This is a genomic window from Streptomonospora salina (genome assembly GCF_014204715.1).
In the GTDB taxonomy this organism is placed as follows: domain Bacteria; phylum Actinomycetota; class Actinomycetes; order Streptosporangiales; family Streptosporangiaceae; genus Streptomonospora; species Streptomonospora salina.
Genome location: NZ_JACHLY010000001.1, coordinates 3,272,608 through 3,290,360 on the forward strand (window position 1 = coordinate 3,272,608; position 17,753 = coordinate 3,290,360).

A 17,753-nucleotide genomic window follows, 5' to 3' on the forward strand; every position below is an offset into this window, starting at 1 on the left:
GCGGCAGCCCGCGCGGACGGCTCGCCGTCGGCGTCACATCGTGTAGCGGCGCACGGTCTGCGGGTGGATGACGAATCGGACCAGGTCTGTGGCCAGCACCCCGGCGAGGTCGTCGGCGCGGTCCGGGTCCTGCAGGTCCCAGTAGTGCGGGGCCAGGCGGGCGCACAGATCCTGTGCCCCGTCGGTTTCCATCGTGACGCGTCCGGCGACCGACACCCAGCGCTCGCGTTCCCCCACCGGGGCGGCGACGATGAGCGAGGCGCGCGGGTCGCGGTGCAGGCGCCGCACCTTGGGCGACTCCGACTCCGTGAACAGCTGGATCGTGCCCGCGTCGGCCGCCTCGAACCACACCGGCCGGGGCTGCGGCGGGAGCGGCCCGCCGGCCACGGACAGGAACCCGTGCAGAGGGCGCCGGAGGAAGTCGATGTCCCGGTCGGTCAGCGATTCGGTGTCGGTGCTCATCACAGTCCTTTCGACAGGCGGGGCGGCAGCGCTTCAGCGGTCGTCGCGCCGGGACCGGCGGCGGTACCGCCGATCATGTCCGACGATTCAACACGTCCGGGGCCGGATACGCCCATAGGTGAGAAACCGGATCGCCTGCGTGTTCGTCCCGGTCGTCTACCCTTGCCGGGTGGACGTATTCAGCGACCTGATCCGCGGGGTCCGGGCCAACGGCTCGTTGTTCGCCAGTTCGACCCTGTCCGCGCCCTGGGCCCTGCACTTCGTGGACGGCGCGCCGCTGACGCTGAGCACCGTCCTCACCGGGTCGGGCTGGATCGTGCCGGAGCACCGCCCGCCCGAGCCGCTTCGCGCCCGCGAGACGGTCGTCGTGCGCGGACCCGCGACGTTCACCTTCGTCGACGAGGTCGGCACCCGGGCGGAACCGGTCGCCTGCGGCGAGCACTGCGCGGCGCCCGAGCAGGGCGGGACCCGGCACCGGCGCGGCTGGAACGACCGCCACGGCGGCGGACACGGCGCGACGACTCTGATCGTCGGCGCCTATCCCGTTCGCGGTGAGATCAGCCGCCGACTGCTGGACGCGCTGCCCGTCGTGCTGCGCGCGAACGGCGGGGGCACGGCCGACGCCGTGCTGGACCACCTCGCGTCCGAGGTCGCCGTCGATACGCCGGGCCAGCAGGTGGTGCTCGACCGCCTGCTGGATTGGATGCTGGTCTGTACGCTGCGCGAATGGTTCGACCGGCCGGGCGGCGAGCCCCCGGCCTGGTGGTCCGCCCAGCGGGACCCGGTGGTCGGCGGCGCACTGCGCCTGCTGCACGCCGAACCGGCGGCACCGTGGACGGTCAGAGCGCTGGCCGAGCGCACCGGGGTTTCGCGTTCGACACTGGCCAAGCGGTTCACGGACCTGGTCGGCGAACCGCCGCTGACCTACCTCACCCGCTGGCGCATGACGCTCGCGGCAGACCTGCTGGTCGAGCGGGAGTCCGCGACCATCGCTGACATCGCCCGCACGGTCGGCTACTCCGACCCGTTCGGGTTCAGTGCTGCCTTCAAACGGGTCCGGGGCGCCAATCCGACCGCGTTCCGGCGCTCCGCGGCCGCCCTCGCTGGGGAGCCGAGCGGGGCTGTTCCGGCCCGCACCGTCCCTGCCGGGCCGAACGCCTGATCAGGGAGGGCCGCGACCCGGCCGCTCGGTGCGGACCCGCCGGAAAGGGGCGCCGGGGAACGGTCTCGCGGACGGGACGAGGCCGGTCCCCGGCGCGTTCGGGGATGGTGCGGGGCGCGGCGCCGACCCGGTGCCGGGCGGGCCGGTGTACCGCGGGCCCTCCGGTTCGGGGCGGGGTGTTTCGGTCCTGGGGGAGGACTACCCGGATACGCGCCGATATAGCAGACGTCCGCGGTTCTTCCGCGGCCCGTGCGCCTCGGAGAGAGCGGATGCGCAGGAGAAAGCAGGACGGTGGGCGGCCGGAATCTCTCCGGGAGGCGCCCGGGGCACCGCTGCCGGCCGCTGCGGACGGGATCCGCCATGGTGTCGGCCCTCCCTTCGCGTCCGGTGACCGTTTCCGCCGGCGTCGCGCCGCCCTACCGCAGGTGGGAGGCGCCGTTGACGTCCAGGACCGCGCCCGAGGCCCATACCGCCTCCGGCGATGCCAGGTAGGCGACGGCCGAGGCGATCTCGTCGGCCGTGCCGACCCGGCCGAACGGGCTCTGGCCGCGGAGCGTGTCGCCTTCGTCGGTCGCCAAGCGCGCCTCGACCCGCGGGGTCGCGGTGAATCCGGGTGCGACCGAGGCGACGCCGATGCCGTAGGGGGCCAGCGACACCGCCAGCGACTGGCCCAGCGAGTGCAGGGCCGCCTTGCTCGCGCCGTAGGCCGGCATGTCGGGTTCGCCGCGGTAGGCCCCGCGCGAACCGATGTTGACGATCCGCCCGGCCGCGCCGCGTTCGATCATGTGCCGAGCCGCGCAGTGGCTCAGGTTGGCGGCGCCGATCACGTTCACGCCGATGATGCGCTGCCAGGCCGCCTGCCAGTCGGCATAGGAGGTCTCCGGCAGCGGGTGCGGGGTGATCGCGGCGGAGTTGTTCACGAGCACGTCGAGCGCGCCGAGTCCCGTCACGGCCTGAGCGACGACGGACTCGGCCGTCGCGGGGTCGGCGATGTCGCCCTGGACGAGCACGTGCCCGCTGCCTTCAAGGGCGGCCAGGGTGGCCTCGGCGTCGGTCTTGCGCGACGCGTAGTGCACCGCGACCCGGTCGCCGGCCGCCGCGAAGCGCCGGGCGATCGCCCGGCCGATGCCGCCCGAGGCCCCGGTGACCAGGACCGCGCGATTCGGATCGGGGCTCATACGGTGCGGATTCGGTCGCCGAAGGCCGTCGGGCGTGTGGCCGTCGCCATGGTGGGTCCCCTTCTCCACGGAAGCCGCACTCGCGGGCGCGTACGGCGGCCATCGTTTACCGGCGGGTAGAGGGATGTCAACATCGGGCCCCGGTCGTGGACCCCGGCCGGCTCCGGCAGTGCCGTGGTCCGCTGCCGCCCGTGTGCGTCCGCCGCCACCGTCCGGCGCCGCGCCCGCAGGGCCCGGCGGCCGCCGGCGAGGGCCGTTCCCGGAGCGGGATACGCGACCGCCGGAGCCGTAGTTACCGGTGGGTAGTAATATCATGTGACGTGGATTACGATCCCGGTCATGGACACCGCTACGAGTGCCTCCCATAGCTCCGCGTCGCCGGCGGGGCTACAGGAGACCGCCCCCCGCCTCACCCGCCGCGTGGCCGCCGCGTCGGGCACCACCACGACCACCGCAGCGCCCTTCACCGGAGCGCCTCTGGCCGAGATCCCGGAGTCCTCGGCCGCCGACGTCGCCGCGGCTTTCGAGCGCGCCCGCGCTGCGCAGCGGTCCTGGGCGGCCCTGTCCCCCCGTGAGCGCGCCGAACCGTTCGTGCGCTTCCACGACCTGGTCCTCGACCGCCAGCGCGAGATCCTCGACATCATCCAGTGGGAGACCGGCAAGGCCCGTCGGCACGCCTTCGAAGAGGTCTACGACGCCGCCGCCGGCTCACTGCACTACGCCCGGCAGGCGCCCCGCCTCCTGCGGCCGCAGCGCGCCCCCGGCGCCGTGCCCGGTGCCACACGCACGTACCACCGCCGCGCGCCCACGGGCACCGTCAGTGTCATCACCCCGTGGAACTACCCCATCGCACTCCCGGTCGCCGACGCCGTCCCCGCGCTGCTGGCCGGAAACGCCGTGGTCGCCAAACCCGACACCCAGACGGCGCTGACCGCCTTGTGGGCCATCGACCTCGCCGTCGAGGCCGGTCTGCCCGAGGACCTGTGGATCCCCGTCGCCGGCAGGCCCGAGGAGATCGGCGATCCCCTCGTCGACAACGCCGACTACGTCTCCTTCACCGGGTCTTCGCAGGTGGGCGCCGAGATCGCCCAGCGCGCCGCGGGCCGCCTCATCGGATTCTCCGCCGAGCTCGGCGGCAAGAACCCGGCCATCGTCTGCTCCGACGCCGACATCGACTGGACCGTGGAGGGCGTCCAGCGGGCGAGCTTCAGCAACGCCGGCCAGCTCTGCATCGCGATGGAGCGCCTCTACGTCCACGACGCGGTCTACGACCGGTTCGCCGAGCGCTTCGCCGACGCGGTGCGCGGCATGGAACTCAACGCCGACTTCGACTACACCGCCGACATGGGCTCGCTCACCTACCGCAAGCAGCTCGACCGGGTCGCCGCCCACGTCGACGACGCCCGCGGCAAGGGCGCCGAGATCCTCGCCGGCGGGCGCGTCCGCGACGACATCGGGCCGATGTTCTACGAGCCCACGGTCATGTCCGGCGTCGCCCCCACCATGGACGCCTGCTCCTCCGAGACCTTCGGCCCCGTCGTGTCCCTCTACCGCTTCTCCGACGAGGACGAGGCCGTCGCGGCCGCCAACGCCACCGACTACGGTCTCAACGCCAGCGTGTGGACCCGCGACACCGCGCGCGGCCGCCGCCTCGCCGAGCGCATCGAGGCCGGAACCGTCAACGTCAACGAGGGCTACGGCGCCGCATGGGCCAGTTACGGCGCACCCATGGGCGGGATGAAGCGCTCGGGCGTGGGCCGCCGGCACGGAGCCGAAGGACTGCTGCGCTTCACCGAGTCCCAGACCGTGGCCAGCCAGCACTTCGTCGGACTGGGCGGAACCCCGGGTATGAACGCCCAGACCCTGTCGTCGGTGATGACGACCAGCGCGCGGCTGATGAAGCGCTTCCGCATCCGCTGAACCGCTCGCCCGGCGGGAGGAGTGCCGCGCGGCACCCGGACCCCGGTTCGCCGCTGTGACCTGCGCGAACCAAGGTCCGGTGGCGCCGCGCGCCCGCAGCGGGCGGCCAGTGAAATTCCACACTCCGTCCCTCTCGCGCAAAAGGCGGGAAATTCCTGCGCCGCACGCCTCCTGGGCGTAACCTGCGCTTCACGTGGCCGCCGTCCGCCTCCCCCTGCCCTCGAACCGGCGACGGCGGCGACTACGCAGCCAACGGAGGGACCATGCCAACAGCGGACGCCACTATCCGGGGCGGCAGCGGCGTCGACACCGGCCGCCCCGCCACCGATCCGGCGGCCCGCCCGACCCGCAGCGCGGGCCGGGGCCCGCGGACGGGCGGCGCGGTCCGCGGCCGGCCGTGCTAGCCGGTGAGGTGTTCGGCTCGATCACGTGCACGGTGAACGAGCCGATGCTGCTGGTCGCGCTCTCCGGCGAGATCCTCGGCCGCAACGCCGCCATGCGCCGCCTGTGCCCGGGCGCCGATACCGGAGCCAACCTCTACGGGATCAGCTCCGACAGCCCCGAGCTGGTCGGCGACACGCTGCGGCGGTGGGCCCGCGCGGGCGAGCCGCGCGCCGGCGTGCTCGCCCTGGTCGACCCCGAAGGGCGGCCGCGCCGCTGCCCCGGTCTCGGCAACCGTGCCGCGTGGGCCGACACCGGTGAGCCGGCCGTGCAGATCCGCCTGGTGCCGGCCTTGGACCGCGGCGACGGCTCCGCCGAAGCCGCGGCCGAGGAGCGTGAGCGCCGCCTGCGTGCCCGGCTGGAGCGCGAGCACGAGATCGCCCTGGGGCTGCAGCGCAGCCTGCTGCCCTGCGGTGTCGACGACGCGCCGCTGGAGGTGGCCGCCGAGTACGTGCCCACCGCCTTCGGCGCCGAGGTCGGCGGCGACTGGTACGACGTCTTCCCCGTCGCCGGCACCGACCGCGTCGGCCTGGTGATCGGCGACGTCGCCGGGCACGGGCTCCCCGAGGCCACCGTCATGTCGCAGCTGCGCAGCGTGCTGCGCGCCGCCGCGCTGGAGGAGGGCGCCCGCCCTGACCGCGTCGCCGCCCGCTTGGACGCCTACGTCGACACGTACCTGCCGGAGAGCATGGCCACCATGTGCTACGCCGTCTACGACCCCGGAACCGAAGAGCTCGCCTACGCCAACGCCGGCCATGTCCCACCGATGCTGCTGCGCGGAGACGGCACCTGCGAGCGGTTGGAAGCGGTCGTCGACCCGCCGCTGGGCTGCTCCATGGGCGGGGTGCACCGCACGGCGCGCGTCGCGGTGCACCCCGGCGACATGCTGGTCTGCTACACCGACGGCGTGGTCGAGCAGCGGCGCGAGTCGCTCGACACCGGGCTGAACCGGCTGTCAGCACTGCTCACCGGTTTCCGCGGCCCCACGCCCAAGGACGTCTGCGCCGGGGTGATGGCCTGGTCCGAACGCACCGACCACGCCGACGACCGGGCGGTCCTCGTGGCCGGGCTCTGAGTACTCGGCGAGGACCTAGACTGGGGGGCCGATCCGATCCCCGTGCGCTGCACGCTCCTACCCGCGGGAAGGCTTCTTCCGTGTCCCCTTCCGACGCCGGCGAAACCGCGTTCGACACCGTCCTCGTCGTCGACTACGGCGCGCAATACGCCCAGCTGATCGCGCGGCGGGTGCGTGAATGCCACGTGTACAGCGAGATCGTCCCCTCGACCATGCCCGTCGAGGAGATGCTCGCCAAGGGCCCCAAGGCCATCATCCTCTCCGGCGGCCCTTCCTCGGTCTACGCCGACGGCGCCCCCCAGGCGTCGGCGCACCTGTTCGAGACCGGCGTTCCCACACTGGGCATCTGCTACGGCTACCAGGCGATGGTGCAGGCACTGGGCGGTACCGTCGCCCGGACCGGGCGCAGCGAGTTCGGCCGCACCCGCATGGAGGCCGCCGGCACCGACACCGTGCTGTTCGGCGGACTGCCGACCGTGCAGACCGTGTGGATGTCCCACGGCGACTCGGTGGCGGAGGCGCCCGAGGGCTTCCGCACCGTCGGCAGCACCGAGAGCACGCCCGTCGCCGCGATGGAGGCGCCCGACCGCGGCCTCTACGGCGTGCAGTTCCACCCCGAGGTCCTGCACAGCGAGCACGGGCAGGCGGTGCTGCGGCACTTCCTCTACAACGGCGCCGGGTGCCGCCCCGCCTGGACCATGGTCAACATCGTCGACGAGCAGGTCGAGCGCATCCGCGCCCGGGTCGGCGGCAAGCGCGCCATCTGCGGGCTCAGCGGCGGCGTGGACTCCGCGGTCGCCGGCGCCCTGGTCCAGCGCGCCGTCGGCGATCAGCTGACCTGTGTCTTCGTCGACCACGGGCTGCTGCGCAAGGGCGAGGTCGAGCAGGTCGAGAAGGACTTCGTCGCGGCCACCGGAGCGGTGCTCAAGGTCGTCGACGCCCAGGACCGGTTCCTCGACGCGCTGGCGGGCGTCAGCGACCCCGAGGAGAAGCGCAGGATCATCGGCCGGGAGTTCATCCGGGTCTTCGAGCGGGCCGCCCGCGAGGTCGTCGCCGAGGGCGGCGCGGACGGCGACGACGTCGAGTACCTGGTCCAGGGGACCCTCTACCCCGACGTGGTGGAGTCGGGCGGCGGCACCGGCGCCGCCAACATCAAGTCCCACCACAACGTCGGCGGGCTGCCCGAGGACTTGCAGTTCTCACTGGTCGAGCCGCTGCGGGAGCTGTTCAAGGACGAGGTCCGCCGCCTCGGCGAGGAACTGGGGCTGCCCTCCGAGATGGTGTGGCGCCAGCCCTTCCCGGGCCCCGGCCTGGCCATCCGCATCATCGGCGACGTCACGCGCGAACGCCTGGAGGTGCTGCGCGAAGCCGACGCGATCGCCCGCGAGGAGCTGTCCCGCGCGGGGTTGGACCGCGACATCTGGCAGTGCCCGGTGGTGCTGCTGGCCGACGTGCGCTCCGTGGGCGTGCAGGGCGACGGCCGCAGCTACGGCAACCCGGTGGTGCTGCGCCCGGTCAGCAGCGAGGACGCGATGACGGCGGACTGGTCGCGGCTGCCCTACGAGGTGCTGGCGACCGTCTCCAACCGGATCACCAACGAGGTGCGCGAGATCAACCGCGTCACCCTGGACGTCACGAGCAAACCGCCCGGCACCATCGAGTGGGAGTAGCGGGCGGCGCGTGCACGCCGCGCTCCGGAGCGGGGCCGGCCCGGCGCCGTCCCCGTGCGGTCGGCGGTGCACGGCGCCGCCGCGCGCGGACCCGCCTCACGGGGGCGGGTCCGCGGCACCGACGGCGCGCGGCCTCCTGCGGGCTCCCGGAGCGCCGGTCTCCGGCCGCTCTCGCAGCCGGAGGGCGCGTGCCTCAGTGGATGAGCCGGGCCAGCCGGTCCAGCTGCGGCAGTACCGTGTCGCGTCCGGCGGAGTCGACGCCGAAGAACACGCGGCCCACACCGGCCTCGGCGTAGGCGTCGACGGTCTTCTCGTCGGGCTCGGCGTAGTACAGCGACACCGGGACGGTGCCGCGCCCGGCGTCGGCGGCCAACTGCTGCAGGCGCGTCACCCGCTGCCCGAACTCGCCGACGTTGTCGAGCGTGATGCCCTGCGGCATCCACTCGTCGCCGAAGGCGACGACGCGCTCCTCCACGGTGGGGCCGTTGCCGCCGACGATCACCGGCGGGTGCGGCTTCTGAGCGGGCTTGGGCCAGGCCCAGCTCTTCTCGAAGTCGACGAACTCGCCGTGGAATTCCGCTTCGTCCTTGGTCCACAGCTCCTTCATGGCCGTGATGTTCTCGGCCATGCGCCGCATACGGGTGCGGGCGTCGGTCCCGTGGTCGGCCATCTCTTCGCGGTTCCAGCCCGCGCCCACACCGAACAGGAACCGGCCGCCGGAGAGGTGGTCCAGGCTGGCGACCTCCTTGGCGGTGTGGATCGGGTCGCGCTGGGGCACCAGGCACACCCCGGTGCCGATCCGCAGCGTCGAGGTGGCCGCGGCCGCGGCGGTCAGCCCCACGAACGGGTCGTAGGTGTGCACGTACATCCGCGGCAGGTCCCCGCCCCCCGGGTAGGGGGACGTCCGGCTGACCGGGATGTGGCTGTGCTCGGGGAACACGAGCGACTCGAAGCCGCGGTCCTCGACCTCGCGGGCGAGGGTCGCCGGATCGACGGCGTCGTGCGTCGGGAACATCAGGATTCCGTACTTCATGGCGAGCTCTCTCTCGGGCGTGCTCACGTCCACGGCACGTCAGCCGCTGTCGGTGCCGATTCATTCCCGCGGGCGGCGAGGCGCCGGCCGGCGGGGCGAGTGCGGGGCGGAGCCGCTCCCGATTACCGGCACGCGGCACGTGGTACTACAGTCTGTCGTAGAAATCGTTCCGGTTCGCTCCGGCGCGCCCGGCCGCGCGCGGACGGCGCCGGGACGCACCGCTGCAATCCGGGTGGAGGACGACCGTGGTCGAAGCGCTGACCACCACCATCCAGACCGCTTCGCTGATCCTGGCCGGCTGGTGCCTGGTCTCGACGTTCCGTGACCGGCCGATGCTCGTCCCCCATCTGGTGGCCGTCGGCGTGCTCTGGCTGCTGGTGATCGCCCAGGCGGTGGTGTCGGCGGTGCTCATGTCCGGAGGCGAGGGCCCCGCCCAGACGCTGATGTTCGTCAGCTACCTGGTCTTCATCGTGCTGATCCCGCCCGCCTGCGCGGTGTGGGGATTCGTCGAGCGCAGCCGCTGGGGGCCCGCCGTGATCGCCTTCGCCTGCCTCATCCTGCCCGTGATGCTGGTCCGCCTCGAACAGATCTGGAACCCCGCCGGTGTCTGACTCCGCAGGCCGCAGCGGCCCCGGCCGCGTCCTGGTGGCCGTCTACGCGGTCTTCGCCGTCGCCGCGGCCTCGCGCGCCGCCGTGCAGATCCTCACCCGCTTCGGCGAGGCTCCGCTGGCCTACACGCTCTCGGCGCTCGCCGCGGCGGTCTACGTCGTCGCGATGATCGGCCTGATCGGCGGCGGCCGCACCCAGATGCGCGTGGCCGCGGTGTCGTGCACGGTCGAGCTGGTCGGCGTGCTGGCGGTGGGCGCGTTCAGCCTGCTGGACCCGGCGGCGTTCCCCGACGACACGGTGTGGTCGCGCTTCGGCAGCGGCTACCTGTTCATCCCGCTGGTGCTACCGGTGCTGGGGCTGTGGTGGGTGCGCCGCGTCGGCCGCTCCCGCGCCGCCGACGGCCCCGTCTGATCCCCGCGGCGCCCGGGTAGCTTGCAACCATGCCATCAGAAGCGAACACGCCCGCGCTGCCCGTCGTCGTTTCACCGCGCTGGGCGGCGGCGCACCGGAACGAGGTGCTGCTCGCCGACGTCCGCTGGTATCTCGACGGCCGGTCCGGCCGCGACGCCTACCTGAACGGGCACCTGCCCGGTGCGGTCTTCGTCGACGTCGACACCGATCTGGCGGGCCCCGCGACCGAGGCCGGCGGCCGGCACCCGCTGCCCGCACCGGAGGACTTCGCCGCGTCCATGGCCGCCCTGGGCATCGGCGACGGCACGCCCGTGGTCGCCTACGACGACAGCGGCGGTTCCACCGCGGCGCGGCTCGTGTGGATGCTGCGGATCCTGGGCTCGCCCGCCGCGCTGCTCGACGGCGGGATCGGTGCCTGGCCCGGTCCGCTCGATACCGGCGGCGCCGACCCGGTCCGCAGCGAGCGCACACCCGCCGCCTGGCCCGCCGACCGCGTCGCCGACACCGCCGGCGTGCGCGCGGACACCGCCGACCCGCGCCGGCTGCTGATCGACGCCCGTTCCCGCGAGCGCTACACCGGGGACCGGCCCGCCCCGGTGGACGGGCGACCGGGGCACATCCCCGGTGCCCGCAGCGCCGCGTGGGCCGGGAACCTCGCCGCCGACGGGCGCATGGCCGCCCCCGAGCGGCTGCGGGAACGCTTCCGCGCCCTGGGCGCCGACTCCGCCGCGAATATCACCGCTTACTGTGGTTCGGGCGTCACCGCCTGCCATGATCTGCTCGCCCTCGAACACGCCGGATACACCGGTGCCCGCCTCTACCCCGGCTCGTGGAGCGCATGGGGGGCCGACAGCGGGCTGCCGGTGGAAACGGGGGAGGGCGGCGGGGCCGCGTGAACACCGCGTGGCCGATGGACCCAGGGTCAGTGGGCGGCCACGCGGTTGACCAGAGGCACAGTGGAAGGGGCCGGAGACGGCGATTCCGGTGAGGGCACTGCCGCCCTTCACCATGGGGCATATTTCCGCCTATGCAGGAGGCGACGCGCCGATGTCGCCTCACTTCGGCGAACGGGTAGGGGCACCGTAGGAACGCGGACGCCGCTGCGGGCCCCGGCGGAGAGGTGAACCGGAACTCGAAACGCGGGCTAGGCGCCGTCTCACCGCCTTCTAACCTCAGCCTCCGATCGTTGTCGGTAACAGGTCGAGTATCCGGAGGAGCGAATGAGTGCCAGCGACCCCAACCAGGGCTTTCCCGCCGGGGGCGAGGACGGCGTCGGCCGTCCGGCGGAGCCGGCCGACACGTCCGCGGACCCGGTCGGGTCCGGCGCCGGCCCCGCGTCCTCGGCCGAGCCTGCCGACAGCGCGCAGCAGCCCGAGGCCGCAGCCGGAAGCGGAGCCGATCCGGAGCCGGGAACCGGACCGTCCGGCGCCGCTTCCGGCGGCGAACCGGAAGGCCGCGGATCGGAGACCACCGGACCGTGGCGCTCCGCTGTAGCCAACCGCCCGCCGCGCGCCGGCGTGCCGGACGAGGCCGGCGAGGGTCCGGACGGTGCGGCCCCCGCCGGTGCGGCCTCCGCCGGTGCGGAAGCCGCCCGGGAGGAGCCGTCCGCAGCCGACGATCAGGCCGGCCGGCGGCCGGAACCGCCGCAGCCCCAGCCGTACCGGGATCCGTCCGCTGCTGCCCCGGAGGAGCAGCCGCAGTGGGCCTATCCCCAGGACGCGAGCCAGACGACCCCGCATGCCCAGCACCCGCCGGCCGCCCCGTCCGCCGGACCGTCCGAGGCAGGGGCCTCGGCGGGGCCCGCCGGTCCCGCACCGGGCCCCTACGCGCCGCCGCCCGCGCATCCCGGCGGCACCGAATCCGCGTCCTGGTCCGGCGCCGGTGCAGGCGCCCCGGGCCACCCCGGAGGCGGCCCGTACGGACCGGGGACGGATCCGGGAGCCCCCTACTCCGGCGGCTGGCCCGCCCCGGGGGCGCACCCCGGCGGCCCGGGCTATCCCGGCCACCCCGGGCATCCGGGAGGCCCGGCCGGACCGGGCGGACCGGGAGGCGGCTACCCGCCGCCGCCCTACGGCGAAGGCCACCCCGGCGGCCCGCACGGCGACGAGCAGCGCACGCCGTCGTTCTTCCGCCGCAACACGGTAGTGCTGGTCGCCGCGGCGACGGCGCTGATCACCAGCCTGGTCGTGGGTCCGGCCGCGGCCGCGCTGACCGCCTGGCTCTTCGGCGGCGGAGGCACTTCGGCGCTGGACGGCGACTCCGGGGGATCGGTCTCCAGCGGTGACGTCAGCGCAGTGGCCGACCAGGCGCTGCCCAGCGTGGTCTCGATCGGGGCCGGCCAGGGCGCCGGCAGCGGTGTCATCATCAGCTCCGACGGCCGGATCCTCACCAACTCCCATGTGGTTACCGCCGCCGAAGGCGACACGGTCGACGTCGCCTTCAACGACGGCAGCGAGGCCCCGGCGCAGATCCTCGGCTCCGACCCGGTCTCCGACCTCGCGGTCATCGAAGCCCAGAACAAGAGCGGGCTCACCACCGCCGAGCTCGGCGACTCCGACAAGGTCGAGGTCGGCGCCGACGTCGTCGCGATCGGCTCCCCGCTGGGGCTGCAGGGCACCGTCACCAACGGGGTGGTCAGCGCCATGAACCGCCCCGTCAACACCGGGACGAGCGGGCAGCAGCAGGAACCGGAGAACCCCTTCGGGCTCCCCGAAGACCCCGAGCAGGAAGAGCAGCAGGAACAGGACCAGGAGCAGCTGCAGACCTCCACGGTCATCAACGCCATCCAGACCGACGCGCCCATCAACCCGGGCAACTCGGGCGGACCGCTGATGAACATGAACGGTGAGGTCATCGGCATCAACACCGCGATCGCCTCGACGAGCTCCATGGGCCAGGCGGGCTCGATCGGGCTCGGGTTCTCCATCCCGATCAACCAGGCCAAGCCCATCGCCCAGCAGCTCATCGAGGACGGTTCGGCCGACTACGCCGCCGTCGAGGCCACCATCACCCAGGGCAACGGCGCGGGGTCCAGGATCGTCGACACCAGCGACGGCGGTGCCGCCGATCAGGCCGGACTGGAGCGCGGGGACCGGGTCACCCACGTCGACGGCGAGAAGGTCGACGACCCCAACGCGCTCATCGCCGCGATCCGCGCCCACCAGCCCGGCGACACGATCACGATCGGCTACGTCCGCGACGACGAGGAGCACGAGACCGAGGTGACGCTGTCGGCCCAGTCCTCCGACAGCCTGAACGGCTGACGGAACCGAGGCCGCCGGCGCTTCCCGCGGACCGAGGGGAAGGGGAGTGCGGCAGGGCCCGGCGCGGACGTTCCGCGCCGGGCCCTCATGGCGCGGACGGCCCCGAGGGGACCCCCGACGGCCGCGGGGGCCGGACAGGTCGCAGCCGGGCGGCCGGCGCGAGCGAGGGTGACCACGCCGATCGTGAGCAGGACCGCGGCCGCGGCCGCGACCGAGCCGTCGACCGGTCCCGTCGGAAGCGGTTCGCCGAAGGCGGCCACACCGATCGCCGCCGCCGCCAGCGGGTCGCTGATCAGCAGCGTCGCGTATGCGAGCGCGAAGTGCCCGCTGCGGTAGGCGTTCTGCACGGCGACGGCGCCGGCCAGCCCCACCGCCGGCGCCACAGCCGTCAGCGGCTGGACGACGGCCGACAGGTCGGTGACGGCGGCCGCACCCACGACGCGCGCGAACGCCGAGGTCGCCCCGTAGGCGACCCCGCCGCCCAGCGCGAGGACCCAGGCCCGTGTGACCGCTCCGGTGAAGCGGGCGGTGGCCGCGCACAGCAGCAGCACCGCCGCGCACCCCGCCGGCATGAGGACGGTCTCGGCCCGTGAGGGCTCCGGAACGCCCGCATGCGAGGGCAGGGTGACCAGAAGTCCGGCCAGCCCGGCGGTCACCGTGAGGCACCCGGTGACCTGCATCTTCGTCAGCCGCTGCCGGCGGAAGAACGCCGACAGCATCACCGCGGACAGCAGCCCGCTCACCCCGATGGGCTGGATGACGATCAGCGGTGCGCAGGCCAGCGCCAGCATGTGCGCGACGACGCCTGCCGCGGTCAGCAGGGTGCCCAGACACCAGCTGCGGCTGCGCAGCAGGAACGACAGCATCCGCAACTGGCCCAGCCGAGGCGCGCGCACCACCGACCGCTCCTGGAGGGCGGCCCCCGCGGCGACGGCGAGCGCGCCCGCGACGGCGACGGCCACTGGCGACGTCATAGGCTGCTGCGCCTCCTCGTGCGTCCCGCCCACTGCGCGAGTACGGCGGTACGGCGGTCGGTCGCGGATCCGGCGGTGGGGCGCCGGGTAGCCGTAAGCGGTTCCGGCCGAGGCGGAACCGGTCGCGGTCCGCGCTCGCCCGGTGCCGCCGGGGGAGCGGTCCGCGGGTTTCCCGTGCGTGTTCGGACGCCCGGCCCGAGCGTGCCGGATGCCCACCGCCGCGATGAGCATCCGCAGAAGCCCGAACGCCGCGGCGCGGAGTATCCGCCGAAGGAAACTGCGCCGCCGGTGCCCCGCCGGCCACCGGGCCCGTCCCGATTTCCCGGGGATTTTCCAGGTCAGCGGGTTAAGGTTCGATAAACGCAGATGCGCCCGCCGCCCTCAAGGGTGGGGCGGCGGGCGCGGGCCGGCGGATCGGCGCGGAGCGCGGCAGGCCCGCTGCTCCGCCGGTGCGCGCCCTACCCGGTCTTCGGCGGCAGCTGGAACCCGACGACGGCGCCGCCGCCGCTGCGGTTGGCGGCCAGCACGTGGCCGCCGTGGGCGGAGACGATGTCGTGCACCATCGACAGCCCCAGCCCGGATCCGGGCATGCTGCGCGCCGAAGCCGAACGGTAGAAGCGCTCGAAGATGTGCTCCAGCTCCTGCTCGTCGAGCCCGGGGCCGCGGTCGCGGACCTCCACCCGTCCCTCGCGCACCACGACCGCGATGGGCTCGGCGCCGTCCGGGTCGAATTTCGCCGCGTTCTCCACCGGGTTGGACAGGGCGCGTTCCAGATCCCCGGGCCTGCCGTGGACGACGGTGCCGTCGGCGTCGACGGCGACGTCGCGCCCGGTGCGGCGGCGGGTGCGGTCGGCCACGCGTTCGGCCAGCTCGCCCAACCGCACGTCGGTCGGTTGTTCGTCTTCGCGCCTGTCGGTGGCCAGCTGCACCAGCTCGTCGACCAGGCCGGTCAGCTCCCGCGTCTCGCCTTGGAGGTCGTCGACGAGCTGTTCGCGGCCCTCCGGCGGGAGCTGGTCGAAGCGCTTCATCACGCTGACGTTGGTGCGCAGGCTCGTCAGCGGAGTGCGCAGCTCGTGCGAGGCGTTCTGCACCAGCCGCCGCTGATCCTCCTTGGATGAGGCCAACCGGGTGAGCATCGCGCTGAACGCGTTGCCGAGCCGGCCGACCTCGTCGGCCGAAGCCCGGCCGTTCGCGGCGTCGCCGCCCGGTACCGGGTAGTCCAGCCGGCCGGTGGAACTCACGTATTCGGCCGCCTCGGTCAGCCGCACCAGGCGCCCGGTGACCCGGCGGCCGATCAGCCACCCGGCCACGCCCGCGCCGATCAGCACGGCCGCTCCGACGCCCAGCATCTGCATGGCGAGCCGGCTCAGCATCTGCTCGGTCGGGGACAGCCGCTGCCCGATCTGGACGGCGCCGCCCTCGCCGCCCAGGGAGACGCTGGCTATGCGGTAGTCCTCGCCGTGGGCGCTGTCCTCCCGGGTGTGGACGACACCGGGCTCCTCCTCCGCCGCGATCCGGTGGTCGTCGTCGGTGACGGGCAGGAAGCGCACCTCTTCCTTGTCGCGCACCGGCACCTGTACCCCGCCGTCGGGGGTGACGACCTGGAAGGTGAAGGACTGGGAGTGCAGGACGGCCAATGCGCCCTCACTGCCCAGCGGGTCCATGCTCGGGCCGCGCATGTTGCGCGAGAGGTTCTGGACGGTGGTGTCGAACTCGGTCTGCGCGTCGGTTCGGATCAAAAACGCCGCGGTGTTGTAGGCCAACGAGCCCACCAGCGCGATCACCACGGCGGCCACCAGCGCGAACGACACCGCGAAGCGGGTGCCCAGGCGCCAGTCGCGCATCGGCGTGATGTGCCGCCTCAGTCGGCCCGAAGCGCTGCGGAGCCTGCCGCCCATCACCGGGTCACCCCGCCTCGTGCGGGCGGACCGTGTAGCCCACGCCCCGCACGGTGTGGATCAGCGGCGGCGTGCCCTCCGGTTCCAGTTTGCGGCGCAGGTAGCTGATGTAGACCGCGAGGTTCTTGGACTCCGGGCCGAAGTCGTAGCCCCAGATGCGGTCGTAGATGGTGGGGTGGTCCAGGACGATGCCCGCGTTGCGCATGAGCAGCTCCAGCAGGTCGAACTCCGTCTTGGACAGCTCGATCTCCGCGCCGCCGCGCCATACCCGGCGCGACCCCGGGTCCAGCCGCAAGTCGCCCACCTGCATCGGCGGTTCGGCGACCCCGTTCTCGTCGGTGGGCTCCGCGCGGCGCAGCAGCGCCCGCAGCCGCGCCAGCAGCTCCTCCAGCTCGAAGGGTTTGGGCAGGTAGTCGTCGGCGCCGGCGTCCAGCCCGGCCACCCGGTCGGAGGTCTCCACTCGCGCCGTCAGCATCAGGATCGGAGTGCGGTCGCCCTCCTTGCGCAGTACCCGGCACACCCCCAGGCCGTCGACGCCGGGCATCATCACGTCCAGCACCAGCAGATCAGCCGGCTCGCTGTGCACTGCCGCCAGTGTCTCGACGCCGTCGCCCGTCGTGCGCACCGCGTAGCCCTCCAGCTGCAGGGCCCGCTCCAGGGAGTCGCGGATGGCGCGGTCGTCGTCGGCGATCAGGACGCTGCTGGGTCGGGTCATACCGTCAATGGTGGCGCATCCGGGTTAGCCGCCGGTAAGAGGAACACGAGGTCGCGGCGGGTGCGCTCCGGCGCACCGGGATACGGCAGCCCCGCGCGCCGCCGGAGTCCGGACTCAGGACCGGCGGGTGGCGGCCCACGCCGCCGCCGTGGCGGCGACTCCGCAGGCGAGCAGGGTCACGCCGGAGAGCACGCCGCTGACGGCGGGCACCCACGGTGTCAGCGAGAGCGCCGCCAGCGCGAAACCCGCGGCGCCCAGGGCGGTCAGCACCGCGCCCGGAACGGCGACGCTCGGCGCCGTCCAGACCGCCGCGAGGGCGATGAAGTGCAGCCCGACGACAACGGCGATCCAGGCGACGTTGGTCTCCGGCGGCGCGTCGAAGACGCGGATGGCTCGGAACCCGCCGATGAGCAGCACGGCCTCGGTGAAGACGACTCCCAGGAACCCCCGCGTGAACATGCCCCGCCGCCCGCCGGCGCCGCGCGGCACCGTCGGCGGCACCCGCGGGAAGCCGGAGGGTGCGCCCGCGCGGGCGGCCGCCAGGCCCAGCAGCACGGCCGCCGCGAGGGCGGCCGCCGCCGCGGCACGCGCGGCCAGGACCATGTGCGGCGGCATCGGGGCGCCGGCGTTGGCGAAGACGAACACCGCCCCGAACGCGGAGCCGATGCCGAGGACGCGCTGGTTCATGTGCTGTGCTCGCCGTCGCCGTCGCCGTCGCCGTCGCCGTCCTCCTGGAACGCCGACCCCAGAGCGACGCCGAGGCCGACTCCGATGGCGAGGCCCACGCCCACGTTGTCCAGGGCCACCCCGATGGCGATTCCGGATCCGGCGCCGACGGCCATGCCGACAGCAAGGGCTTCGTGCCGCTTCATCGCTGCGGTCCTCCTCATATGCGCACGGTCGGCGTGGTAGAACACGGGAGAACCCGGACGCGGCGCGGTC

The 17,753-nt window shown here is 73.8% G+C and carries 16 protein-coding genes; 8 read left to right on the forward strand and 8 right to left on the reverse strand.

The window, feature by feature from the left end; translation table 11 throughout:
• Positions 1-33: 33 nt before the first annotated feature.
• Positions 34-462, reverse strand: coding sequence for a pyridoxamine 5'-phosphate oxidase family protein (locus HNR25_RS14960; protein WP_184635992.1), 429 nt, complete (start codon positions 460-462; stop codon positions 34-36).
• A 169-nt stretch (positions 463-631) separates the two neighbouring features.
• Between HNR25_RS14960 and HNR25_RS26850 the strand changes: the two genes are divergently transcribed.
• Positions 632-1,624 carry an AraC family transcriptional regulator gene (locus tag HNR25_RS26850; RefSeq protein ID WP_184635994.1) on the forward strand — a complete coding sequence of 331 codons (993 nt, stop codon included), beginning with the start codon at positions 632-634 and terminating at the stop codon, positions 1,622-1,624.
• 416 nt (positions 1,625-2,040) lie between these two features.
• Here the strand turns inward: HNR25_RS26850 and HNR25_RS14970 are convergent, their stop codons facing one another.
• Positions 2,041-2,802, reverse strand: a complete 762-nt coding sequence (locus tag HNR25_RS14970; protein WP_184635996.1) for an SDR family NAD(P)-dependent oxidoreductase — start codon at positions 2,800-2,802, stop codon at positions 2,041-2,043.
• Between the two features lie 339 nt (positions 2,803-3,141).
• Between HNR25_RS14970 and HNR25_RS14975 the strand changes: the two genes are divergently transcribed.
• From HNR25_RS14975 to guaA, 3 genes are all read left to right on the forward strand, one after another.
• Positions 3,142-4,722, forward strand: coding sequence for a succinic semialdehyde dehydrogenase (locus HNR25_RS14975; protein ID WP_184635998.1), 1,581 nt, complete (start codon positions 3,142-3,144; stop codon positions 4,720-4,722).
• A gap of 436 nt (positions 4,723-5,158) precedes the next feature.
• On the forward strand, positions 5,159-6,238 hold the full coding sequence (locus tag HNR25_RS14980) for a PP2C family protein-serine/threonine phosphatase (protein ID WP_312862553.1): 1,080 nt from the start codon (positions 5,159-5,161) through the stop codon (positions 6,236-6,238).
• 80 nt (positions 6,239-6,318) lie between these two features.
• Positions 6,319-7,908 (forward strand): glutamine-hydrolyzing GMP synthase, encoded by a 1,590-nt coding sequence (gene guaA, locus HNR25_RS14985; RefSeq protein WP_184636002.1) that lies wholly within the window; start codon positions 6,319-6,321, stop codon positions 7,906-7,908.
• 193 nt (positions 7,909-8,101) lie between these two features.
• Here the strand turns inward: guaA and HNR25_RS14990 are convergent, their stop codons facing one another.
• A complete protein-coding gene (locus tag HNR25_RS14990) occupies positions 8,102-8,968 on the reverse strand; it encodes an LLM class F420-dependent oxidoreductase (protein ID WP_312862554.1) in 867 nt (288 codons plus the stop codon).
• Between the two features lie 218 nt (positions 8,969-9,186).
• Here HNR25_RS14990 and HNR25_RS14995 point away from each other — a divergent pair, with 218 nt between their 5' ends.
• The 4 genes from HNR25_RS14995 (at position 9,187) to HNR25_RS15010 (ending at position 13,224) form a co-directional block, all read left to right on the forward strand.
• Positions 9,187-9,552 (forward strand): hypothetical protein, encoded by a 366-nt coding sequence (locus HNR25_RS14995; protein ID WP_184636004.1) that lies wholly within the window; start codon positions 9,187-9,189, stop codon positions 9,550-9,552.
• On the forward strand, positions 9,545-9,961 hold the full coding sequence (locus HNR25_RS15000) for a hypothetical protein (RefSeq protein ID WP_184636006.1): 417 nt from the start codon (positions 9,545-9,547) through the stop codon (positions 9,959-9,961). Before HNR25_RS14995 ends, HNR25_RS15000 begins: the two co-directional genes overlap by 8 nt.
• A 29-nt stretch (positions 9,962-9,990) precedes the next feature.
• A complete protein-coding gene (locus HNR25_RS15005) occupies positions 9,991-10,857 on the forward strand; it encodes a sulfurtransferase (protein WP_184636007.1) in 867 nt (288 codons plus the stop codon).
• Positions 10,858-11,181: 324 nt separating this feature from the next.
• Positions 11,182-13,224 carry a trypsin-like peptidase domain-containing protein gene (locus HNR25_RS15010; RefSeq protein ID WP_184636009.1) on the forward strand — a complete coding sequence of 681 codons (2,043 nt, stop codon included), beginning with the start codon at positions 11,182-11,184 and terminating at the stop codon, positions 13,222-13,224.
• Here the strand turns inward: HNR25_RS15010 and HNR25_RS15015 are convergent.
• From HNR25_RS15015 to HNR25_RS15035, 5 genes are all read right to left on the reverse strand, one after another.
• Positions 13,149-14,198: a DMT family transporter gene (locus tag HNR25_RS15015; RefSeq protein WP_221457584.1), complete on the reverse strand. Its 1,050-nt coding sequence runs from the start codon at positions 14,196-14,198 to the stop codon at positions 13,149-13,151. The two genes, HNR25_RS15010 and HNR25_RS15015, sit on opposite strands and share 76 nt — an antisense overlap.
• A 458-nt stretch (positions 14,199-14,656) precedes the next feature.
• Entirely contained in the window at positions 14,657-16,096 is a 1,440-nt protein-coding gene (locus HNR25_RS15020) for a sensor histidine kinase (RefSeq protein ID WP_184636011.1), read from the reverse strand.
• Positions 16,097-16,103: 7 nt separating this feature from the next.
• A complete protein-coding gene (locus tag HNR25_RS15025) occupies positions 16,104-16,811 on the reverse strand; it encodes a response regulator transcription factor (RefSeq protein ID WP_184636013.1) in 708 nt (235 codons plus the stop codon).
• Between the two features lie 114 nt (positions 16,812-16,925).
• Positions 16,926-17,498, reverse strand: a complete 573-nt coding sequence (locus HNR25_RS15030; RefSeq protein ID WP_184636015.1) for a hypothetical protein — start codon at positions 17,496-17,498, stop codon at positions 16,926-16,928.
• Positions 17,495-17,683 (reverse strand): glycine zipper domain-containing protein, encoded by a 189-nt coding sequence (locus HNR25_RS15035; protein WP_184636017.1) that lies wholly within the window; start codon positions 17,681-17,683, stop codon positions 17,495-17,497. The genes HNR25_RS15030 and HNR25_RS15035 overlap by 4 nt, the downstream gene beginning before the upstream one ends.
• Between the last annotated feature and the right edge of the window lie 70 nt (positions 17,684-17,753).

Bases quoted from the DNA above. Each gene is read 5' to 3' on its own strand.
- HNR25_RS15035 (WP_184636017.1), bottom strand. From the start codon at position 17,683: ATGAAGCGGCACGAAGCCCTTGCTGTCGGCATGGCCGTCGGCGCCGGA.
- HNR25_RS15010 (WP_184636009.1), top strand. From the start codon at position 11,182: ATGAGTGCCAGCGACCCCAACCAGGGCTTTCCCGCCGGGGGCGAGGAC.
- HNR25_RS15015 (WP_221457584.1), bottom strand. From the start codon at position 14,198: ATGACGTCGCCAGTGGCCGTCGCCGTCGCGGGCGCGCTCGCCGTCGCC.
- HNR25_RS14960 (WP_184635992.1), bottom strand. From the start codon at position 462: ATGAGCACCGACACCGAATCGCTGACCGACCGGGACATCGACTTCCTC.
- HNR25_RS14975 (WP_184635998.1), top strand. From the start codon at position 3,142: ATGGACACCGCTACGAGTGCCTCCCATAGCTCCGCGTCGCCGGCGGGG.
- HNR25_RS15030 (WP_184636015.1), bottom strand. From the start codon at position 17,498: ATGAACCAGCGCGTCCTCGGCATCGGCTCCGCGTTCGGGGCGGTGTTC.
- HNR25_RS14970 (WP_184635996.1), bottom strand. From the start codon at position 2,802: ATGAGCCCCGATCCGAATCGCGCGGTCCTGGTCACCGGGGCCTCGGGC.
- HNR25_RS15005 (WP_184636007.1), top strand. From the start codon at position 9,991: ATGCCATCAGAAGCGAACACGCCCGCGCTGCCCGTCGTCGTTTCACCG.
- HNR25_RS15020 (WP_184636011.1), bottom strand. From the start codon at position 16,096: ATGGGCGGCAGGCTCCGCAGCGCTTCGGGCCGACTGAGGCGGCACATC.
- HNR25_RS15025 (WP_184636013.1), bottom strand. From the start codon at position 16,811: ATGACCCGACCCAGCAGCGTCCTGATCGCCGACGACGACCGCGCCATC.